We start from the raw sequence: 18,766 nt of genomic DNA, 5'->3' as shown, positions 1-18,766 counted from the left end.
CGTAGAAACGAAACAGGGGGCCGAAGCCCCCTGCCGTAACCGGTGCCGATTCCCGTATTAGGAAGCGGCGGCCTCGCCCTCGGCGCCCTCGGACTTCAGGCCCGACGGAGCGACGATGGTGGCGATCGTGAAATCGCGGTCGGTGATCGTCGAGGCCACACCCTCCGGCAGCTTTACGGCGGAGATGTGGATCGAATCGCCGACATCGAAGCCCTCGCAGGAGATCGTGATGTGCTCCGGGATGTTGCCGGCGGCGACGGTCACGTCCAGCTCGTGGCGGACGACGTTCAGCACGCCGCCGCGCTTCAGGCCCGGGGACTTGTCCTGGTCGACGAACTCGATCGGAACCTGGACGTGGGTGCGGGTGTCGGCCGACACGCGCAGGAAGTCCACGTGCAGCGGGACGTCGGTCACCGGGTGGAACTGCACGTCGCGCGGCAGGACGCGGTGGGTGGCGCCGTCGACCGTGATGTCGAACAGGTGCGTGAAGAAGCCCGGCTGGTGCAGCACACGCGTGAACGTGAACTTCTCCAGCGAAATCATAACGGGGGCCTGCTTGTCACCGTAGATCACGGCCGGAATGCGGCCATCACGACGGGTCTGGCGGGCGGTCCCCTTGCCGGCCCGGTCGCGCGTTTCGGCGCTGAGCGGAACGATCTGAGTCATAGGAATGCTCCTTGAACGGAAAAAAGCGCCAGCCTCCAGGGGTGCTGACGCGTGGGCGCGGTGATTAAGCCATGCGGGGACCGGCGTCAAGCGTGGAGTGTCGTTTGCCCGGTGGGGATGGTATGGACGCACCCGCAAACGAAAACGGAGCAGCCGAGGCCGCTCCGTTCATCTTCGTTCGAAAAGCCGAGTGCTTTACGAGAACAGGCTTGACACCGAGCGCTCTTCGCTGATGCGGGTGATGGCGTCGGCGAGGAGCGGGGCGATGGTCAGCTGGCGGATGTTGCGGGACACGCGGACCGCCTCGGTCGCCTGGATGCTGTCGGTGGTGACAAGCTGCTCCAGCGGGGAGACGGCCACGCGGGCGACCGCGCCGCCGGACAGCACGCCGTGGGTGCAGTAGGCGTGGACCGACTTCGCACCGGCGTCCATCAGCGCGACCGCGGCGTTGCACAGTGTGCCGCCCGAATCGACGATGTCGTCCAGCAGGATGCAGCGGCGGTTCTTGACGTCGCCGATGATGTTCATCACCTCCGACACGCCGGCGCGCTCGCGCCGCTTGTCGATGATGGCGAGGTCGGCGTCCAGCCGCTTGGCCAGCGAGCGGGCGCGCACCACGCCGCCGACGTCCGGCGACACCATCGTCACCTCGCCGATGTCCTCGAAGGTCGCGCGGATGTCCTTTTCGAACACCGGGGCGGCCATCAGGTTGTCGGTCGGGATGTCGAAGAAGCCCTGGATCTGGCCGGCGTGCAGGTCCATCGTCAGCACGCGGTTGGCGCCGGCCTGGGTGATCAGGTTGGCGACCAGCTTGGCCGAGATGGGCGTGCGGGGGCCGGTCTTCCGGTCCTGGCGCGCGTAGCCGTAGTAGGGGAGCACCGCCGTGATGCGCCGGGCCGACCCGCGACGCAGGGCGTCGATGGTGACCAGCAGCTCCATCAGGTTGTCGTTGGCCGGGAACGACGTCGACTGGACCACGAACACGTCTTCGCCGCGCACGTTCTCCAGGATTTCGACGAACACCTCCATGTCGGAAAACCGGCGGATGCTCGCTTTGGTCAGCGGCACGCCGAGACAGGTGGAGATGGCCTCGGCCAGCGGACGGTTGCTGTTGCCGGCAAGCACCTTCATCGCAGTCGGCTCTCTCTGCAGGGAAAAGGTTTCAGGGCGCGCGGCGGGTATGGCCCGACGTCGCCCCTTGAAAACGCGGCGGACCATAACAAAGGGGCGTGCCTATGTAAACGTTCCATGACGGACCGTCCAAGAGGTCGCAGAAGCCCGGCCTTGCGCGTTCCGCATGGCGCAAGCGTCACCGTACGGCGAATTTGGCAAGGTGCGGTTTCAGGCGCATGTCGGCCTTCGCGAAATGGTCGAAGAACCAGAATTGCAGCAGCTCGTCGGCCTTGCTCTTGGTGTAGGCGTAGGTGAAGACCGATTCGCGCGCCTCCACCTGGTCGATGATCTCGTCGAGCAAAGTGGCCAGCCGACGGTGCTGCGCCCGGTGCTCCTCAATCTGCGGGTAGCGGATGGAGGCCTGGATGCGCTCCTCCCGCAGGAAATGGCGGGACGACACGTTGCGCAGCTCTTCCAGCAGGGCCAGGGCGTGGTCGCGCTTGGCGTCCTCGCCGGGCAGGTCGACGAACTGGCGGATCAGTTCGTGCTGGAGCCGGTGGTCGGTGTCGAGGCCCCCGTTGTCGAGAACCATTTCGTCGCGCCAGTCGAGCTGCATCCCGGCCCCCTTTGCGAAACGTGTTCACGCAGGAGATCGATCTTACCCGATATAGGTAAGATGGCAATCAATCAGTCATCCGAACTGGCAGTGACCCGTACTGATGAGAGCGGGGCGGCGGCGGTGCCACCCCGACTCGCCCAGCCCCACTCGCCCAAAAGGATCAGCCCTGGAGGACGATGGCCGACAGGCCGCGGCCGTAATCCGCCTCGCCGCGCAGGCAGGAGCGGCGGTAGCTGAAGAAGCGGTCCTCCTCCACCACCGTGTCGTTGGGGCAGCGCTGGATCACCTCGACCCCGGCGTCGCCCAGTCGGCGCGCGACGTAGCCGACGAGGTCGAACAGGAAATGGCCGGGCTTGCGCGCGGGGGCGAAATAGTCGCGGTTGCGCGCGTCCTCCTCCAGGAAGGGGCCGGGGAATTCCGGCCCGACCTCGTAGGAGCGCTGGGCGATGCAGGGGCCGATGCATGCTACGATGCGGCCGGGCTTGGCGCCCAACTCCACCATGCGCGCTACGGTCGCCTCCAGAACGCCCCCGCGGGCGCCCTTCCAGCCGGAATGGGCGGCGCCGATCACCCGGGCCTTCTCGTCGGCGAACAGCACCGGGGCGCAGTCGGCCGACAGGATGCCGAGCGCGATGCCCGGCCGGTTCGTCGCCATGGCGTCGGCCTTGGGCGCGTTCTCCGGCCGCCACGGCTCGGTGACGACGACGCAGGTCGGGCTGTGCACCTGGTAGCAGGTGACGAGCCGGTCCGGCGTCACGTCCAGCCGGGCGGCGGCGCGGGCGCGGTTCTCCGCCACCGCGGCCGGCGCGTCGCCAGAGCCGAACCCGACGTTGAGCGATGCGTAGAGCCCTGTGGAAACCCCGCCCGTGCGGGTGAAGAAGGCGTGTCGGATGTGGGTGATGTCGTTCAGCGCGCCAAGCGTGATCACAGACCCGTCCCTTTGCTGTGCCGGTCTCGTTGTTATGGGACCTCGAATCCGGCCGGAGCCCCCAGTCCGGGGGTGGCGAGCGCGAGGACCTTGAACAGGGTGCCCATTTGATCTTGGCAGATCAAGCGGTTGAGTGACGAATCAATGTCGGCGGCCTGCTTCGGCGTGGCGCTGCGCTTCAGCGCGGCGGCCCTGGGGTGGATGCCGAGGCGGACCAGCCAGTCGCCTTGGTCCACCGGGCCGAAGCTCTCCGCGCCGCCTTCCCGCCCGGCGGCGGCGATGGCGGCGAAGTCCACATGCGCGGTCAGGTCGGCCTCCCCGGGGGTTTCCAGCACGGGCGCGTAGGCGTGCCGGCGCAGGGCCTGGAGCGTGTCGCCGACCGCAGGACCGTGGCTGTAGCCGTAGTCGATGGCGATGGCGGCGCCGGGCTGGGTGGCTAGCCGTTCCCCGATCAGGCGGGCGACGGCCTGCGAGGCCGGGGAGACCTCCACCACGCTGCCTTCCGGCGCGTCGCGCAAGCGGTCCGGCACCAACCGGGCGCCGGAGCTGCCGAAGGCCTCCAGCACGAAGCGGAAGCGGGGGGACTCGGGAGGGGATTCGGGGTCGAGGTCGACCAGCCGCTCGAACCAGCCGTGGTTGGTCTTTTGGACCTGGCGGATCGGCAAGGCGTCGAAGAACTCGTTGGCGATGATCAGGGTTGGGCCCTCGGGAACGTCGTCGAGGCGGTCGTGCCAGGTGACGGACCGGTCTTTGAGCGTTTGGCGCTGGCGGTCGCGCAGGGTGGGGCTGGTCTCGACGAGGTGGACCTGGGCGGCTTGGCCGAAGGCGGGGACGAGGGCGGCGGCGCGCAACGCGTCCTGCATCAGCGTGCCGCGGCCGGGGCCGAGTTCGACGAGGTGGAAGGGGGCAGGCCCGCCGAGGCGCGCCCAGGTGTCGACGCACCACAGCCCGACCAGCTCCCCGAACATCTGGCTGATCTCGGGCGCGGTGGTGAAGTCGCCCGACACGCCGAACGGGTCCTGGCGCATGTAGTAGCCGAAGCGCGGGTGGCCCAGCGCCTCCGCCATGAAGGCGGCGACCGACAGCGGCCCGCCGAGCAGGATGCGGCGCGCGAGGTGCTGGGCGAGGCTGTCGGGGGTGTCGGTCATGGCGGTCGCGGTCCCGGTTGGTCCGGTCGGGTCAAAGGGGAACACCACAAAGACACAAAGGACACAAAGAATTTCACAAAGGAGCGCTTGGCATGAAACGGCGCGAGTGTGAGCCGATGATCCTTCGTGACGTTCTTTGTGTCTTAGTGCCTTTGTGGTGAAAAAAGCAGAACTCAAGCAACGGCCGGGCGGCGGGCGGCGTAGAGGGCCAGCGCTACGCCGAACAGGACCATCGGCAGGGACAGCAGCTGCCCCATGGTGGCCCCGGCGAACAGGAAGCCCAGCTGGGCGTCGGGCTCGCGGAAGAATTCCGCGATGATGCGCGACAGGCCGTAGCCGATGAAGAAGATGCCCGCCGCCATGCCCGGCCGCTGCCGCACCGCCGGCATCCGCACGGCGATGAAGAGCACGGTGAAGAGCACGGCGCCCTCCAGGAAGGATTCATAGAGCTGGCTGGGGTGGCGCGGCAGCTGGAGCGGGTCGCGCGGAAAGACGATCGCCCACGGCACGTCGGGTGCCGCGCGGCCGTACAGCTCGCCGTTGATGAAGTTGGCGATGCGGCCGAAGAACAGGCCGATCGGGGCCGCCGCCGCGATCAGGTCGCCGAAGGCCAGCGCGGAAATGCCCCGCTTCCACGAGAACAGCAGGATCGCCACGACGACGCCCATCAACCCGCCGTGGAAGGACATGCCGCCGTGCCAGACCTTCAGCGCGTCCAGCGGGTTTTCCAGGTAGAAGGGCAGGTTGTAGAACAGCACGTAGCCGGTGCGCCCGCCCAGGATCACGCCGACGACCGCCCAGGTCAGGAAGTCGTCGAAGTCTTCCGGCGAGGGGCGGCCGGGGTTGGTGCGCGCCAGATGCAGGCAGTAGCGCCAGCCCAGCACGAAGCCCGCCAGATAGGCCAGCGCGTACCAGCGGATGACGATCGGCCCGAATTCCACGGCGACCGGGTCGATGGCGGGAAAGGCGAGGGCGAGCATGCGCGGCGAATGCCTCTTGTTGTTGTGTTCTCCCTCCCACGCGGGAGCGGGGAAGGGGTGGGGCAGCGTCAGCGGTAGGGGTCGGGCTGGGACAAGAAGTCCTGAACGTAGCGGCGCACGCCGTCCTCCAGCTCCGTGAAGGGCTGGGTGAAGCCGGCGGCGCGCAGGCGTTCGGTCTTGGCCTCGGTGAAATACTGATACTTGCCGCGCAGATGCTCCGGCATGTCGAAATACTCGACGCGCGGCTCCAGCCCCATGGCGGCGAAGGTGGCGAGCGCCAGGTCCTTGAAGCTGCGGGCTTTGCCGGTGCCGACGTTGAACAGGCCGTTGACCTGCGGGTTGTCGTACAGCCACAGCATCACCGCGACGCAGTCGTCCACATGGATGAAGTCGCGCAGCTGCCCGCCGTCCTCGAACTCCGGGCGGTGCGACTTGAACAGGCGCGCCGGTTCGCCGGCCTGGAGCTTGGGGAACAGCTTGGCGACGACGCTCATCATGTCGTCCTTGTGCTGCTCGTTGGGGCCGTAGACGTTGAAGAATTTCAGGCCGGCCCATTGCGGCGGGACGATGTCCGCGTCGGCCACCACGCGGGCGACGCGGCGATCGACCAGGTGCTTGGACCAGCCGTAGGCGTTCAGCGGGCGGAGCTTCGCGAGGGCCTCGCTTGAGCCGTCGTCGTCGAAGCCGGCCGAGCCGTCGCCGTAGGTCGCAGCGGAGGAGGCGTAGATCAGCCGAGCGCCGCGCCAAGAGCACCAGCGCCAGAGGTCGAGCGTCAGAGCGACGTTGTTGGCGACGATCTTGTCCACGTCGCGTTCGGTGGTCGCGGAGATGGCGCCGAGGTGGAAGACCACGTCGATCTCGGCCGCGAACTGGTCAAGGAACGCCAGCGCGTTTTCGGGCGGGACGAGGGTCGCCACCTCGCGCTTGGCGAGGTTCTGCCACTTCTCGTCGGTGCCGAAGCGGTCGATCACCGCGACGTTGGTGATGCCGCGCGCGGCCAGGGCCGCCACGAGGTTCGAGCCGATGAAACCGGCCCCACCGGTGACCACGATCATGCGCTGTTCCTTGCCGCCGGACCGAAAGAAAGGACGGGTGTCTGTCCGTTGCGTCCTTATAGGCGGCGGGGAACGGGGCTGCAAGGTGGGGCCCACGAAGGGGTGGTGGGGCCGGACGTTTGCCCCCACCCCGACCCTCCCCCGCTGGGCGGGGGAGGGGGAATGGCTTGCGGGAGAAGCGGCGGAGTTCCCTCCCCCGCCCAGCGGGGGAGGGTTAGGGTGGGGGTTACTTCACCGCCCGGTTCGCCGCACTCACCAGCGCGCGCAGGCTGGCCGTCACGATGTCGGCGTCCATGCCGACGCCGAACAGGGTGCGGTCGTCCTTGGTCTTCACCTCGACGAAGGCGCAGGCCTGGGCGTCCTCGCCCTCGCCGACGGCGTGCTCGCGGTAATCGACCACGTGCAGATCGATGCCGGCACCCTGGCGCAGGGCGTCCAGGAAGGCGTCGATCGGGCCCTTGCCCGAGCCCTTCAGCGTGGCGGGCTTGCCGTTGCGCGACACCACCACGTTGAGGACGCGCACGCCGGAGTTCGGGCCGCGCGGCTCCGTCGAATGCTCGATCAGGGACAGGGGCTGCTCGGCGTCCAGATACTCGGCCTTGAAGGCGGCGTGGATGTCGGCCGGGGTCAGCTCCTTGCCGGTCTCGTCGGCGATGCGCTGCACGACCTTGGAGAACTCGATCTGCAGGCGGCGCGGGATCTGGATGCCGTAGTCCTTTTCCAGCACATAGGCGATGCCGCCTTTGCCCGACTGGCTGTTGATGCGGATCACCGCCTCGTAGCTGCGGCCCAAGTCCTGCGGGTCGATGGGCAGGTACGGGACCTCCCACTTGCCGGAGTTGGACTTGGTCAGCGCCTTCAGCCCCTTGTTGATGGCGTCCTGGTGCGAGCCGGAGAAGGCCGTGAAGACCAGCTCGCCCGCGTAGGGGTGGCGGGCCGGGACGGGCAGCTGCGTGCAGTATTCGGAGACGCGGACGATCTCGTTGATGTCGTCGATGCGCAGCTCCGGATCGACGCCCTGGGTGAACAGGTTCATCGCCAGCGTCACGACGTCCACGTTGCCGGTGCGCTCGCCGTTGCCGAACAGCGTGCCCTCAATGCGGTCGGCGCCGGCCATCACGCCCAGCTCCGCCGCCGCCACGGCGGTGCCGCGGTCGTTGTGCGGGTGCAGGGAGATGATCGCCGCCTCGCGGTTCTTCATGTTGCGGCAGAACCACTCGATCTGGTCGGCGTGGATGTTCGGGGTGGACATCTCCACCGTCGCCGGCAGGTTCAGGATGACCTTGTTGGTGGCGCTGGCGCCCCAGGTTTCCATCACCGCCTCGCAAATCTCCAGGGCGAAGTCCAGCTCCGTCCCGGTGAAGCTCTCCGGCGAATATTGCAGGACGACCTCCGTCTCCGGATGCTCGGCGGCCAGCTGCTTGATCAGCTTCGTGCCAGCGACGGCGATGTCGACGATGCCCTGGCGGTCCAGCCCGAAGACGACGCGGCGCTGCAACTCGGAGGTCGAGTTGTACAGGTGGACGATGGCGCGCTTGGAACCCTTGATGCCCTCGAAGGTGCGGCGGATCAGCTCCTCACGCGACTGGGTCAGCACCTGGATGGTGACGCCGTCCGGGATCTTGCCTCCCTTGATGATCTCGCGGCAGAAGTCGAAGTCGGTCTGCGATGCGGCCGGGAAGCCGATCTCGATCTCCTTGAAACCCATCGTCAGCAGCGCGTCGAACATCGCGCGCTTGCGGTCCGGCCCCATCGGCTCGATCAGCGCCTGGTTGCCGTCGCGCAGGTCGACGGAGCACCACATCGGCGCCTTCTCGATGCTGCGGTTCGGCCACTGGCGGTCGGTCAGCTTCACCTGCGGGAAGGGGGTGTACTTCTCGTGGCGGCCAGTGGCGACGGGGGCGTTGGAGGTGGCCGGCGTGGTGATGGCGTTCATGGTGCTTTTCGATCCCTAAGGGCCCCTGGCATTTCGCGTCTGGCCATGCGCGGGGCGTTGTCTCGTGTCGTGGTTGGACCGGCGGGGATACGGTCGCCAAGCTGCCGGGCGGGCTCAGCGACCGTTTCTAAGTCGCAGCCCCGGCCCCAACCGGGAGACACGTCGCGTGCAATGGGCTCTCAAGGGAGAGTGGGCACTCATGGGAAAAGAACACTTCGACCAGGGAAAAGGGCAGACGAACGCAAACACCCGGACGCTTCAAAGCGCCGGGGTGATAAGTCGCAGAAGGGCGTTCGTGTGGTCGATGCGGATCATGGCGCGTACTGTGCGCAGGTGATCCGTGCATGTCAAGCCACGATTCCATGAAATGTTGTTGCGCGTTCATCCGAAGATGAGGTGGTAGAGCACCGGCAGCAGGATCGCGGTGGCCAGCGCGTTCAGCCCCATGCCGAGGCCGGCGAAGGCGCCGGCGACCTCGTTGACCTGGAGCGCGCGGGCAGTGCCGATGCCGTGCGCCGCCACGCCCATGCCGAAGCCGCGCGCCCGCCAGTCCTTCACCCGCACGAGGTTCAGGACCCAGGTGCCGAGCGAGGCGGCGATGATGCCGGTCAGGATCACGAAGACGGCGGTCAGGGACGGCAAGCCGCCGATCTGCTCCGACACGCCCATGGCGATGGGGGAGGTGACCGACTTCGGCGCCAGCGACAGCAGCGTGCGCTCCGACGCGCCCAAGGCCCAGGCGATCCCGACGGCGCTCAGCGCCGACGCGGCGGAACCGGCCAGCAGGGCGACGATCAGGGCGGGGGCGGAGCGCCGGACCTCGTTGAACTGCTTGTAGAGCGGCACCGCCAGCGCCACCGTCGCCGGACCGAGCAGGAAATGGACGAACTGCGCGCCGTCGAAATAGGTGCGGTACTCGACCCCCGTCGCGGTCAGCAGCCCGGCGATCAGCAGAACGGCGATCAGCACCGGGTTCAGGATCGGCCGGCGCCCGAACTGCTCGAACACCCACAGGCCGGCCTGGTAGGCGACCAGAGTCAGGGTCAGGCCGGCGAGCGGGCTGGCCGACAGGTAGACCCAGATCTCGTGGAAATCGGGGCTCATCGCCGGTCCTCCCCGCGGCGGGACAGGGCGGCCATCACCCAAGCGGTCAGGGCGACGCCGAGCAGCGTGCTGCCGAACAGGGCCGCGGCGATGGGCAGCGCTTCCGTCCCCAGCCGGTGCAGGTGCGCCATCACGCCGACGCCGGCCGGCACGAACAGCAGCGACAGGTGGCGCAGGATGCCGCCGGCCATGTCCTGCAAGGGCGTCGGCACGTCGCCCTTCACCAGAAGGCCGATGAACAGAAGGACCATGCCGATCACCGGCCCCGGAACAGGCAGGTGCAGGATGCGGGCGATCAACTCGCCCGCCAGCTGGCAGAGGAGGAGGATGGTCAGGGTGCCGAGCATCGGGGGCTCCGGGTATCGGGATTTTCGCGCACCCTAACGCCTCCGCCCCCGCTGCTGGACCGGGGATTCGCGGCATCTGCCTTGCGCTAAAGGGCCAGCAGCTTCTCCGTCAGCCAGTCGCGCAGCTCGCGGCAGACGGCCTCGGCGGTCTCGTCCAGGCAGTGGCTGGCGCCGGGCATCAGGACCAGTTTCTTGGGCTCGCGCGCCATGCGGTGGACGTGGATGGAGCACATGGGCGTCAGGATCTCGTCGGCCTCCCCATGGATCAGCAGGATGGGGCAGGCGAGGTCCTTCACCGGGTCGGCGCCGAAGCCCTGGGTCGCCAGCGTCACCACCGTGCAGACCGCGCCGCGGTTGGAGGCGGCGGCCTGGATCACCACCGCACCGCCAAAGGAATGGCCGACCAGCGCGGTGTGGTGGATGCCCTGCCGGCCGAGAAAGGTCAGGCCGCACAGCACGTCGTAGACCGCCTCCTCCAGGTCGTGCGGGTTGCGGAAGCGGATGCGCAGCCCGGCGATGCCGGCCTGGGTCAGGTCCGCGGCGAGGCGCGGGTAGAGTCCGCGGGCCGGCGTGTCGAAGCCGCCGCCGATCCCGCCCACCCAGATGACGGCGAGGTCGCCCTTCAGGCCCTTGCCCTCCGGCGCCGGGGTGAAGCGCGCCTCGATGGTGCCCCGGTCGCTTTCCAGACGGACGGGGTGGTAGCCCTCCTCCACGCGTTCGTCGATCTCGGCCGACAGAAGCGGCATGGGTGTCTCTCCAGGTTGCGTTTCCTTTCCCCTGCTAACACCGCGCTCCCGTCCCGTGTTGCCTCGGAACCTCGTCGGCGAATCCGCGGTTGTCCGCGGAGAGACACAGAGGGAGATGCGCGATGACCCGCAGCAACCGCGACACCGAGCAGGACAAGCACCAGAGCGGCGGTCCCGGCAAGGCGGCGAAAGCCGGCCATGCGGATCCGGACAAGGCGCAAGGCAACAAGCCGGGCCAGAACCAGTCCAGTGGGGAAGGGCGCGAGCGCGGATCGGGATCCGGCGGGGGGCGCGGCGCCTCCGACGAGCAGCGCAACCGCAGCAGCTGAGCGCCGCCCCCGATCGTCGCTGCCTTGCGACGAACCCGCAGCCCGGCTGTTGGCGCCGGGCAGAGCCGTAGAAACCTTCAAGAAGAAGTGCGAACCATGTTCAAGCAGATCTCCGTCGACATCGTGAAGCAGGCCGCCGACCTCGCCTACGAGGCCATGGCCGACCGTCAGCGTTTCCTCGCCGGCATGCGGAACATCGACCTCGGCGAACAGTCCGCGGAGCGCGGCTCGCGCAACCCCACCGACCTCGACGCGCTCAACATCATGTCCACCGACGCCAGCGGGGCGCTGGACCAGCTGACCCGCATGCTGGAAGACCTGTCGCCGGAGCAGCGGACGGAGCTGCGCGCCGTGATGATGGTCGGGCGCGGCGACTTCGCCGGCAACCAGTGGGACCGCGCGCTGGACGAGGCCGGCCGGGCGCCGGACGCCTCCCACTACACGGACATCTCCGAGCGGATCGACCTGCACGACTATCTGATGAAGGGCCTGTACGAGCTGAACCTCCTGAAGAAGAAGAACGGCCAATGACGCAGGCGACGGTGACGGAAGCCCGCTCTGGAACGGCCCATTCCGGAACAACGGAGCGCTGGATCGCCATAATGGGCGGCACGGCGCTGGGACTGGCGGGCCTGCGGCGCGGCAGCTGGGCGCTGGCGGCGCTCGGCGGCGGTCTGTTCCTGGCCGGGGCGGCCGGCGTGCCGATCGCCGAGCCGGTGGCGCGCCGTGTCCGCGAGGGCAATCTCGGGCTGGGTGATTTTGGCGACGCGGCCGAACGGCTGCCGGGCGTGGCCGGGCTGCTTCCCACGGCGCAGCGGGAACCGACCACCACGCAGGCCAACGTCACCGTCGCCGCTCCGCCGGACAAGCTGTTCCGCCACTGGCGCAACTTCCGCAACCTGACGGAGCTGTTCCCCCACTTGGACGCGGTGGAGGTGCTGTCCGACACGGAAAGCCGCTGGAAGGCCCACGGTCCCGGCGGCGTGGAGGTCGTCTGGCACAGCGCGCTCGACAAGGTGCGGGAGAACGAGTTGATCACCTGGCACACACTGGACGGCGCGCAGCTTCCGCACCGCGGCTCCGTCATGTTCAAGCCGGCGCCGGGTGACCGCGGGACGGAGGTGCGGCTGACGCTGGTCTACCAGCCGCCGGCCGGGGCCGGCGGGCGCGCCGTGTCGCGGCTGTTCGGCATGGCGCCGGAACAGCAGGCGCGTGAGGCGCTGCGCCGGCTGAAGCGGATCGTGGAAGCCGGCGAGCTGCCCACCATCAAGGGCCAACCCAGGGGCAACCGGGGCATGAGGGAGGTGATGGAATGAGGGCGCTCTGCTGGAACGGCGTCAACGACCTGCGGGTGGAGCGGGTGCCGGACCCGACGCTCCTCGGCCCGCACGACGCCATCATCAAGGTCAAGCTGTCCTCGGTCTGCGGGTCGGACCTGCATCTGATCGACGGCTATGTCCCGACCATGAAGCCCGGCGACGTCATCGGCCACGAGTTTCTGGGCGAGGTGGTGGAGAAGGGCCCGGAGGTGCTGCGGCTGAACCGCGGCGACCGGGTCATCACCGTGTCGATCATCGGCTGCGGCAAGTGCTGGCACTGCCAGCACGAGGAATACTCGCTGTGCGACAACTCCAACCCGCAGCCGGCCTATGAGGAGGCCGCCTACGGGCACTGCACCGCGGGCATCTTCGGCTACAGCCACGCGTTTGGAGGCTACGCGGGAAGCCACGCCGAATACATCCGCGTCCCCTTCGCCGACACCAACTGCTTCCGCGTGCCGGAGGGGGTGAGCGACGAGAAGGCGGTGTTCGTCTCCGACGCCGTGCCCACCGGCTACATGGCCGCCGACATGGGCGGCATCAAGAAGGGCGACATCGTCGCGGTCTGGGGTTGCGGCGGCGTCGGGCAGATGGCGATCCGCAGCGCCTACCTGATGGGGGCGGAGCGGGTGATCGGCATCGACCGCTACCCGTACCGGCTGGAGGCCGCCCAGATGAAGGCCGGGGCGGAGCCGTTGGACTACACCCGCGTGGACGTCTTCGATGCGCTGCTGGCCATGACCGGCGGGCGCGGCCCGGACGTCTGCATCGACGCGGTGGGCATGGAGGCCGACGGCTACGACACCGGAATCGAGTACTGGTACGACCGCACCAAGCAGGCCATCGGGCTGGAGAACGACCGGCCCGCGGTGCTGCGCCAGATGATCGAGTGCTGCCGCAAGGGCGGCACCCTGTCCATCGTCGGCGTCTATGGCGGCTTCATCGACAAGTTCCCCATGGGGGCGGCGATGAACAAGGCGCTGACCTTCCGCATGGGCCAGCAGCACGGCCAGCGCTACGTCAAGCGCCTGTTCGAGCACATCGAGAAGGGCGAGTTGGACCCGTCCTACCTGCTGACCCACAAGTGGTCGCTGGACGACGGTCCGCGCGGCTACCGCATGTTCAAGGAAAAGATCGACGACTGCATGCGGGTCGTCTTCACGCCGTGACGGGAAAGGGAGGGTGGCCATGAAGCTCGTCTACGCCTATCCGGCCGAGAAGGGGCGCGGCGTCGAGGCGGAGATCGTCGGATCTCTGCGCGACCGCTGCGGCCACGCCGTCCAGACCGGCCGGGAAGAGCGCGACTCTGAACGCGGCGGCGGCGCCGACGTGATCGTGACGCTGGAGGTGGAGGAGCGCTGCGACGAGGCGCTGAACACGCTGCGCGCCCACCCCGCGGTGATCGACGCCGCGAAGGAGAGCTTCGGCGAGCGGGTGTAGCCTTGTCCCCTCTCCCCAGGGGGAGAGGGAGATAGGCGCGCTCAATCCAGCGGCTCCAGCGGCGTCTCCCTCCTCCCCCGCACCGGCGCCTCCATTCCCTCCGGCCTTGCGGCCCAGCGGACGGCGTTCAGGATCACGCGCTGGATTTGCGGGTGGTGGTAGGTGGGGTAGGTCTCGTGGCCGGGGCGGAAGTAGAAGACGCGGCCGAGGCCACGGCGCCAGCCGCAGCCGCTGCGGAAAACCTCCCCGCCCTGGAACCAACTGAGGAAGACGAGGTCGTCGGGGGGTGGGACGTCGAAGGGCTCCCCGTACATTTCCTCGTGGTCGAGTTCGATGCAGTCTGCAATGCCCGCCGCCACGGGATGACCGGGATCGACGACCCACAGCCGCTCCTTCTCGCCGGCGATGCGGTATTTCAGGAAACAGCCGGTTCCCATCAGCGCCAGGAAAGGCTTTGAGAAGTGGCTGGAGTGCAGGGGCACGAAGCCCATGCCGTGCTCCGTCACGCGCTTCCTCACCCGATCCGCCACGGCGTCCGGCACCTCGGCGTGCGCCTTGTGGCCCCACCAGACCAGCGTGTCGATGCCGTCCAGACGGTCCTCCGCGAGGCCGTGGCCGGGGTCGTCGAGGGTGGCGGTGGCGACGCCCAGCCCGGCAGCGCGCAAAGGGCCGGCCAGCGCCTCGTGGATGCCCTGCGGGTAAAGCGCCGCGACGGCCGGGTTCATCCGTTCATGGCGGAACTCGTTCCAAATAAGGATGCGCGGGCGTCTCTGGGGCATGGTCGGGGAATTGTTGTCGGAAGAATCGGCGGGCGGGGGTGTTGGTTTCGTCAGGAAATGTACGAAAGGCAAATCGGGTACTGGTCTTTTGGGATCAACCCGGCCTGCCGCCTGTTGTGGGGAACCAATGGTCCACTCTATGCCGCGCGAAGGTCAAGCACCCATGAGTCCCGATAGCCATGCGATGGCGTCTCCCTCGTCCCGGTCCCGCCCGGCGGTGTCGCGCCGCTATCCGGCGGGCGTCGAGGTGTTACCGGGCGACCGGGTGCACGCGCGGGTCTGGGCGCCAAAATGCCGCCGCGTGTCCATCGTGATCGGGCCGGCGGTGATCGGTCCGGCCGACGCCGATGACGGACGATCCGTGGAACTGGAGGCGGAGGCCGGCGGCTATTTCTCCGCGCTGGTGGAGGGCGTGCCGGTGGGCAGCCTGTACCGTTTTCGGCTGGACGGCGGCGACAAGCTCTATCCCGACCCGGTTTCCCGCTTCCAGCCCGATGGGCCGCACGGGCCGTCGCAGGTCGTCGACCCCGGCCGCTTCGCCTGGAGCGACGGAGGCTGGAAAGGCCGGTCGATCAAGGGTCAGGTCGTCTACGAGATGCACATCGGCACGTTCACGCCTGAGGGGACCTGGGACGCCGCGATGCGGGAGCTGCCGCATCTGGCCGACCTGGGCGTCACCGTGCTGGAGCTGATGCCGGTGGCGGAGTTCGCGGGCCGCTTCGGTTGGGGATACGACGGGGTGGACCTGTTCGCGCCGACGCGCCTCTACGGCAATCCCGATGACATGCGGCGCTTCGTGGACCGCGCGCACGCGCTTGGCCTCGCGGTGATCCTGGACGTCGTCTACAACCACCTGGGCCCCAGCGGGAACTACCTGACCTGCTTCTCCGACAGCTGGTTCACCGACGCGTACGACAACGAGTGGGGCGACGCGATCAACTTCGATGGTCCGGGCTCCGGCCCGGTGCGGGAGTTCTTCCGCGGCAACGCGGCCTTTTGGGTGGACGAGTACCACCTGGACGGCCTGCGGCTGGACGCCACGCAGCAGATCTTCGACCGCTCCAGCCCGAACATACTGCAGGAGATCAACGACGCGGTGCGCGATGCTGCGGGCGGGCGGGACACCATCCTGATCGGCGAGAACGAGCCGCAGCACGCCACCATGGTGCGCCCGGTGACGGAGGGCGGTTTCGGGCTGGACGCCATCTGGAACGACGACTTCCACCACTCCGCCATGGTCGCGCTGACCGGCCGGAACGAGGCCTATTATACCGACTACAAGGGGACGCCGCAGGAGTTCGTCTCCGCCATGAAATACGGCTTCCTCTACCAGGGGCAGTGGTACAAATGGCAGAGCCAGCGGCGGGGCATGCCGGCCTTCGGGCTGCCGCGCCCGGCCTTCGTCACCTTCATCCAGAACCACGACCAGATCGCCAATTCCGGGAAGGGCCTGCGCGCCCACGCGCTGACGTCCCCCGGGCGGTACAAGGCGATGACCGCGCTGATGCTGCTCGGCCCCGGCACGCCGATGCTGTTCCAGGGGCAGGAGTTCGCGGCCAGCGCGCCCTTCTACTACTTCGCCGACCACGAGCCCTGGCTGGCCGAGAAGGTCGAGGAGGGGCGGGCTGAGTTTCTGTCGCAGTTTCCCAGCCTCGCCACGCCGGAAATGCGCGCCTGCCTGAAGAAGCCGCAGGACGAGGAGACCTTCCGCCGGTCCAAGCTGGACCACGGCGAGCGGGAAACGCACGCGGAGACCTGGGCCCTTCACCGCGACCTGCTGCGGCTGCGGCGGGAGGATCCGGTGTTCGCCGCCCAGCGCATCGGCGGGCTGGACGGCGCCGTGCTGGCGGAGGAGGCCTTCGTCCTGCGCTTCTTTGGGGATCCTTCATCAAATATGGGGGGCGACGATCGTCTCCTTCTGGTCAACCTGGGGCGCGACCTGACGCTGCGGGTGGTGCCGGAACCGCTGCTGGCCCCGCCGTTGGGCAAGGAATGGAAGCCGCTGTGGTCGAGCGAGGCGACCTGTTACGGCGGCTGCGGCACGGCCCCGGTGGACGCAGGCGAGGAATGGCACATCCCCGGCCACGCGGCCGTCGTGCTGGTCCCCGGGGAGCTGAAGCCCGAGAACCCTGACACGAGAGAAACCGAGCAGGAGACCCATGGCTGATTTCGTCCGCAAGATCGAGCGCGACGTTCTGCAATCCGCGTCGGACGCCGCGCTCTCGCGCGAATGGCTGGTGGCGAACGGGCTCGGCGGCTACACGTCGTCGTCCCTGTCGGGGGCCGTTACCCGGCGTTACCACGGGCTGCTGGTGGCGGCGTTGCCGGCGCCGCTCGGCCGCGTGGTGATGCTGAGCCAAGTCAACGATGTGCTGATCCAGCCGGACGGCACCGAACGCCGGCTGAGCAGCCACAACCCCGACCCGGAGCACTGGCACAACGGTTCCCCCTCCGGCCTGACCGAATTCCGCATGGAGGCGGGGCTGCCGGTCTGGCGCTACGACTTCGACGGGGTGGTGATCGAGAAGCAGGTGGTCATGCCGCACCGGCAGAACATCGTGCACGTCACCTACCGCATCGTGAAGGCGGAGCAGCCCGTGTGCCTGCGGCTGCGGCCGGTGCTGGCCTTCCGCAAGCTGGAGTCCGCGGTGGACCAGCCGCTGGCCCGCGACTACCGGATCACCGCGCGGGGCCACGAGTACGAGGTGTGGGCCGGTTCCGACCTGCCGGTGCTGCGCATGGCGGTGGAGGGCGCGGAGCTGCCCCTGACGCTGGACGGCGGCGCACGGCGGGACGTCTTCTATTCCGTTGAGGCGGACCGGGGCTATGAGTCGCGGGGGTCCCTCTGGTCGCCGGGCTTCTTCAGCGGCCCGCTGTCGCAGGGGCAGACCATCAGCTTCGTCGCCGCGACCGAATCCTGGCAGCGCATCTGGGCCCTGCCGCCCGACGACGTGCTGCGCTTCGAGACGGAGCGGCGCCGGCGGCTGGTCCACACCGCGCACCCGGCGTTGCGCGAAGGGCCGATGGCGGAGTTGGTGCTGTCGGCCGACAGCTTCATCTTCGTCCCCGCCGGCCGCGTCGCCGACCAGATGCGCGCCCGCGCCGAGGGCGACGAGGTGCGCACGGTGATCGCCGGCTACCACTGGTTCACCGATTGGGGCCGCGACACCATGATCAGCCTGGAAGGGCTGACCCTGACCACCGGGCGCCATGTGGAGGCGGGCTGGATCCTGCGCACCTTCGCGCACTACATCCGCCAGGGACTCATCCCCAACATGTTCCCCGACGGCAAGGACGAGGGGCTGTACCACACCGCCGACGCGACGCTGTGGTTCTTCCACGCGCTGAACCGCTACATCCGCACCACCAACGACCGGCACACGCTGCAGCTTCTGCTGCCCAAGCTTCTGGACATCATCGACCACCACCGCCGCGGCACCCGCTTCGGCATTGGGGTGGACCCGCGCGACGGGCTGCTGCGCCAGGGGCAGGAGGGCTACCAGCTGACCTGGATGGACGCCAAGGTGGAGGACTGGGTGGTCACGCCGCGCCGGGGCAAGGCGGTGGAGATCAACGCGCTCTGGTACAACGCGCTGCGCCTCACCGCCGGCTGGCTGACGGAGGAGGGCGAGGCCGACGCCGCCCGCCCGCTGGAAGAGTTGGCGGAGCAGGCCCGCGTCTCCTTCAACAAGCGCTTCTGGTGCGAGCACTCCGGTTACCTCTACGACGTGGTGGACGGGGAGCAGGGCGACGATGCGTCCTGCCGGCCCAACCAGATCTTCGCCATCTCGCTCGACAATCCGGTGCTCGACCGCAGCCATTGGGAGCCGGTGGTCGAGACGGTGCGGCAGAAGCTGCTGACGCCCGTCGGCCTGCGCTCCCTGGCGCCGGGCAGCCGCGACTACAAGCCAAAGTATTTCGGCGACCTGCGCGCCCGCGACGCCGCCTACCACCAGGGGACGGTGTGGGGCTGGCTGATCGGCCCCTACGTCGACGCCTGGCTGAAGCTGCACCCCGACGACCACGCGGGCGCGCGGGAGCTGCTGACGGGCTTCATCCCGCGCCTGAACGAGGCGGGCATCGGCACCATCGCGGAGATCTTCGACGCGGAACCCCCCTTCCGCCCGCGCGGCTGCATCTCCCAGGCCTGGAGTGTGGCGGAGGTGCTGCGCTGCTGGGCGGCGACCACGCCGAAGCAATAAACACACGGGGATCGGACAGTATTGGCGGTGCCCGTGGACTCGTTCCACGGGCATC

At 68.5% G+C, this 18,766-nt stretch carries 19 protein-coding genes; 7 read left to right on the top strand and 12 right to left on the bottom strand.

The features are described from left to right. Positions 1-57 precede the first annotated feature (57 nt). From M2351_RS10985 to M2351_RS10935, 11 genes are all read right to left on the bottom strand, one after another. On the bottom strand, positions 58-666 hold the full coding sequence (locus tag M2351_RS10985) for a 50S ribosomal protein L25/general stress protein Ctc (RefSeq protein ID WP_264656110.1): 609 nt from the start codon (positions 664-666) through the stop codon (positions 58-60). 195 nt (positions 667-861) lie between these two features. Next, a complete protein-coding gene (locus M2351_RS10980) occupies positions 862-1,797 on the bottom strand; it encodes a ribose-phosphate pyrophosphokinase (protein WP_014199935.1) in 936 nt (311 codons plus the stop codon). A gap of 178 nt (positions 1,798-1,975) precedes the next feature. Further along, on the bottom strand, positions 1,976-2,395 hold the full coding sequence (locus M2351_RS10975) for a bacteriohemerythrin (protein ID WP_264656109.1): 420 nt from the start codon (positions 2,393-2,395) through the stop codon (positions 1,976-1,978). Positions 2,396-2,558: 163 nt separating this feature from the next. After that, positions 2,559-3,326 (bottom strand): peptidoglycan editing factor PgeF, encoded by a 768-nt coding sequence (pgeF, locus tag M2351_RS10970; protein ID WP_264656108.1) that lies wholly within the window; start codon positions 3,324-3,326, stop codon positions 2,559-2,561. A gap of 32 nt (positions 3,327-3,358) precedes the next feature. Next, positions 3,359-4,474, bottom strand: a complete 1,116-nt coding sequence (locus M2351_RS10965) for a class I SAM-dependent methyltransferase (protein WP_264656107.1) — start codon at positions 4,472-4,474, stop codon at positions 3,359-3,361. Between the two features lie 173 nt (positions 4,475-4,647). Further along, the gene (gene lgt, locus M2351_RS10960) at positions 4,648-5,454 is read right to left on the bottom strand and encodes a prolipoprotein diacylglyceryl transferase (RefSeq protein ID WP_264656106.1); all 807 of its coding nucleotides are present in this window, start codon (positions 5,452-5,454) and stop codon (positions 4,648-4,650) included. 68 nt (positions 5,455-5,522) lie between these two features. Further along, positions 5,523-6,509, bottom strand: coding sequence for an ADP-glyceromanno-heptose 6-epimerase (rfaD, locus tag M2351_RS10955; protein ID WP_264656105.1), 987 nt, complete (start codon positions 6,507-6,509; stop codon positions 5,523-5,525). A 226-nt stretch (positions 6,510-6,735) separates the two neighbouring features. Beyond that, positions 6,736-8,445: a 2-isopropylmalate synthase gene (gene leuA, locus M2351_RS10950; RefSeq protein WP_264656104.1), complete on the bottom strand. Its 1,710-nt coding sequence runs from the start codon at positions 8,443-8,445 to the stop codon at positions 6,736-6,738. Between the two features lie 381 nt (positions 8,446-8,826). Next, positions 8,827-9,549: an LrgB family protein gene (locus M2351_RS10945; RefSeq protein ID WP_264656103.1), complete on the bottom strand. Its 723-nt coding sequence runs from the start codon at positions 9,547-9,549 to the stop codon at positions 8,827-8,829. Beyond that, positions 9,546-9,896 (bottom strand): CidA/LrgA family protein, encoded by a 351-nt coding sequence (locus M2351_RS10940; RefSeq protein WP_264656102.1) that lies wholly within the window; start codon positions 9,894-9,896, stop codon positions 9,546-9,548. The genes M2351_RS10945 and M2351_RS10940 overlap by 4 nt, the downstream gene beginning before the upstream one ends. Before the next feature lie 86 nt (positions 9,897-9,982). Next, positions 9,983-10,642 (bottom strand): alpha/beta hydrolase, encoded by a 660-nt coding sequence (locus M2351_RS10935; protein WP_264656101.1) that lies wholly within the window; start codon positions 10,640-10,642, stop codon positions 9,983-9,985. A gap of 122 nt (positions 10,643-10,764) precedes the next feature. Between M2351_RS10935 and M2351_RS10930 the strand changes: the two genes are divergently transcribed. From M2351_RS10930 to M2351_RS10910, 5 genes are all read left to right on the top strand, one after another. Next, complete coding sequence (locus tag M2351_RS10930; protein ID WP_264656100.1) at positions 10,765-10,971, top strand: hypothetical protein; 207 nt, start codon at positions 10,765-10,767, stop codon at positions 10,969-10,971. A gap of 96 nt (positions 10,972-11,067) precedes the next feature. Continuing rightward, complete coding sequence (locus M2351_RS10925) at positions 11,068-11,502, top strand: DUF3775 domain-containing protein (protein ID WP_264656099.1); 435 nt, start codon at positions 11,068-11,070, stop codon at positions 11,500-11,502. Next, the gene (locus M2351_RS10920) at positions 11,499-12,287 is read left to right on the top strand and encodes an SRPBCC family protein (RefSeq protein ID WP_264656098.1); all 789 of its coding nucleotides are present in this window, start codon (positions 11,499-11,501) and stop codon (positions 12,285-12,287) included. The genes M2351_RS10925 and M2351_RS10920 overlap by 4 nt, the downstream gene beginning before the upstream one ends. After that, positions 12,284-13,459, top strand: coding sequence for a zinc-dependent alcohol dehydrogenase (locus M2351_RS10915; protein ID WP_264656097.1), 1,176 nt, complete (start codon positions 12,284-12,286; stop codon positions 13,457-13,459). Before M2351_RS10920 ends, M2351_RS10915 begins: the two co-directional genes overlap by 4 nt. Positions 13,460-13,478: 19 nt before the next feature. Beyond that, positions 13,479-13,730, top strand: a complete 252-nt coding sequence (locus M2351_RS10910) for a hypothetical protein (protein WP_264656096.1) — start codon at positions 13,479-13,481, stop codon at positions 13,728-13,730. A 41-nt stretch (positions 13,731-13,771) separates the two neighbouring features. Here M2351_RS10910 and M2351_RS10905 read toward each other — a convergent pair whose 3' ends face one another. Next, positions 13,772-14,509, bottom strand: coding sequence for a ThuA domain-containing protein (locus M2351_RS10905; RefSeq protein ID WP_264656095.1), 738 nt, complete (start codon positions 14,507-14,509; stop codon positions 13,772-13,774). A 184-nt stretch (positions 14,510-14,693) separates the two neighbouring features. Here M2351_RS10905 and treZ point away from each other — a divergent pair, with 184 nt between their 5' ends. Together treZ and M2351_RS10895 are read left to right on the top strand one after the other, a co-directional pair. Further along, on the top strand, positions 14,694-16,676 hold the full coding sequence (treZ, locus tag M2351_RS10900) for a malto-oligosyltrehalose trehalohydrolase (protein WP_264656094.1): 1,983 nt from the start codon (positions 14,694-14,696) through the stop codon (positions 16,674-16,676). Beyond that, the gene (locus M2351_RS10895) at positions 16,669-18,711 is read left to right on the top strand and encodes an amylo-alpha-1,6-glucosidase (RefSeq protein WP_264656093.1); all 2,043 of its coding nucleotides are present in this window, start codon (positions 16,669-16,671) and stop codon (positions 18,709-18,711) included. Before treZ ends, M2351_RS10895 begins: the two co-directional genes overlap by 8 nt. Positions 18,712-18,766: the final 55 nt, after the last annotated feature.

This window comes from Azospirillum canadense (genome assembly GCF_025961225.1).
Classification (GTDB): domain Bacteria; phylum Pseudomonadota; class Alphaproteobacteria; order Azospirillales; family Azospirillaceae; genus Azospirillum; species Azospirillum canadense.
Note: the sequence above shows the minus strand (reverse complement) of the source record. Positions and strands in the feature narration are given on the sequence as shown.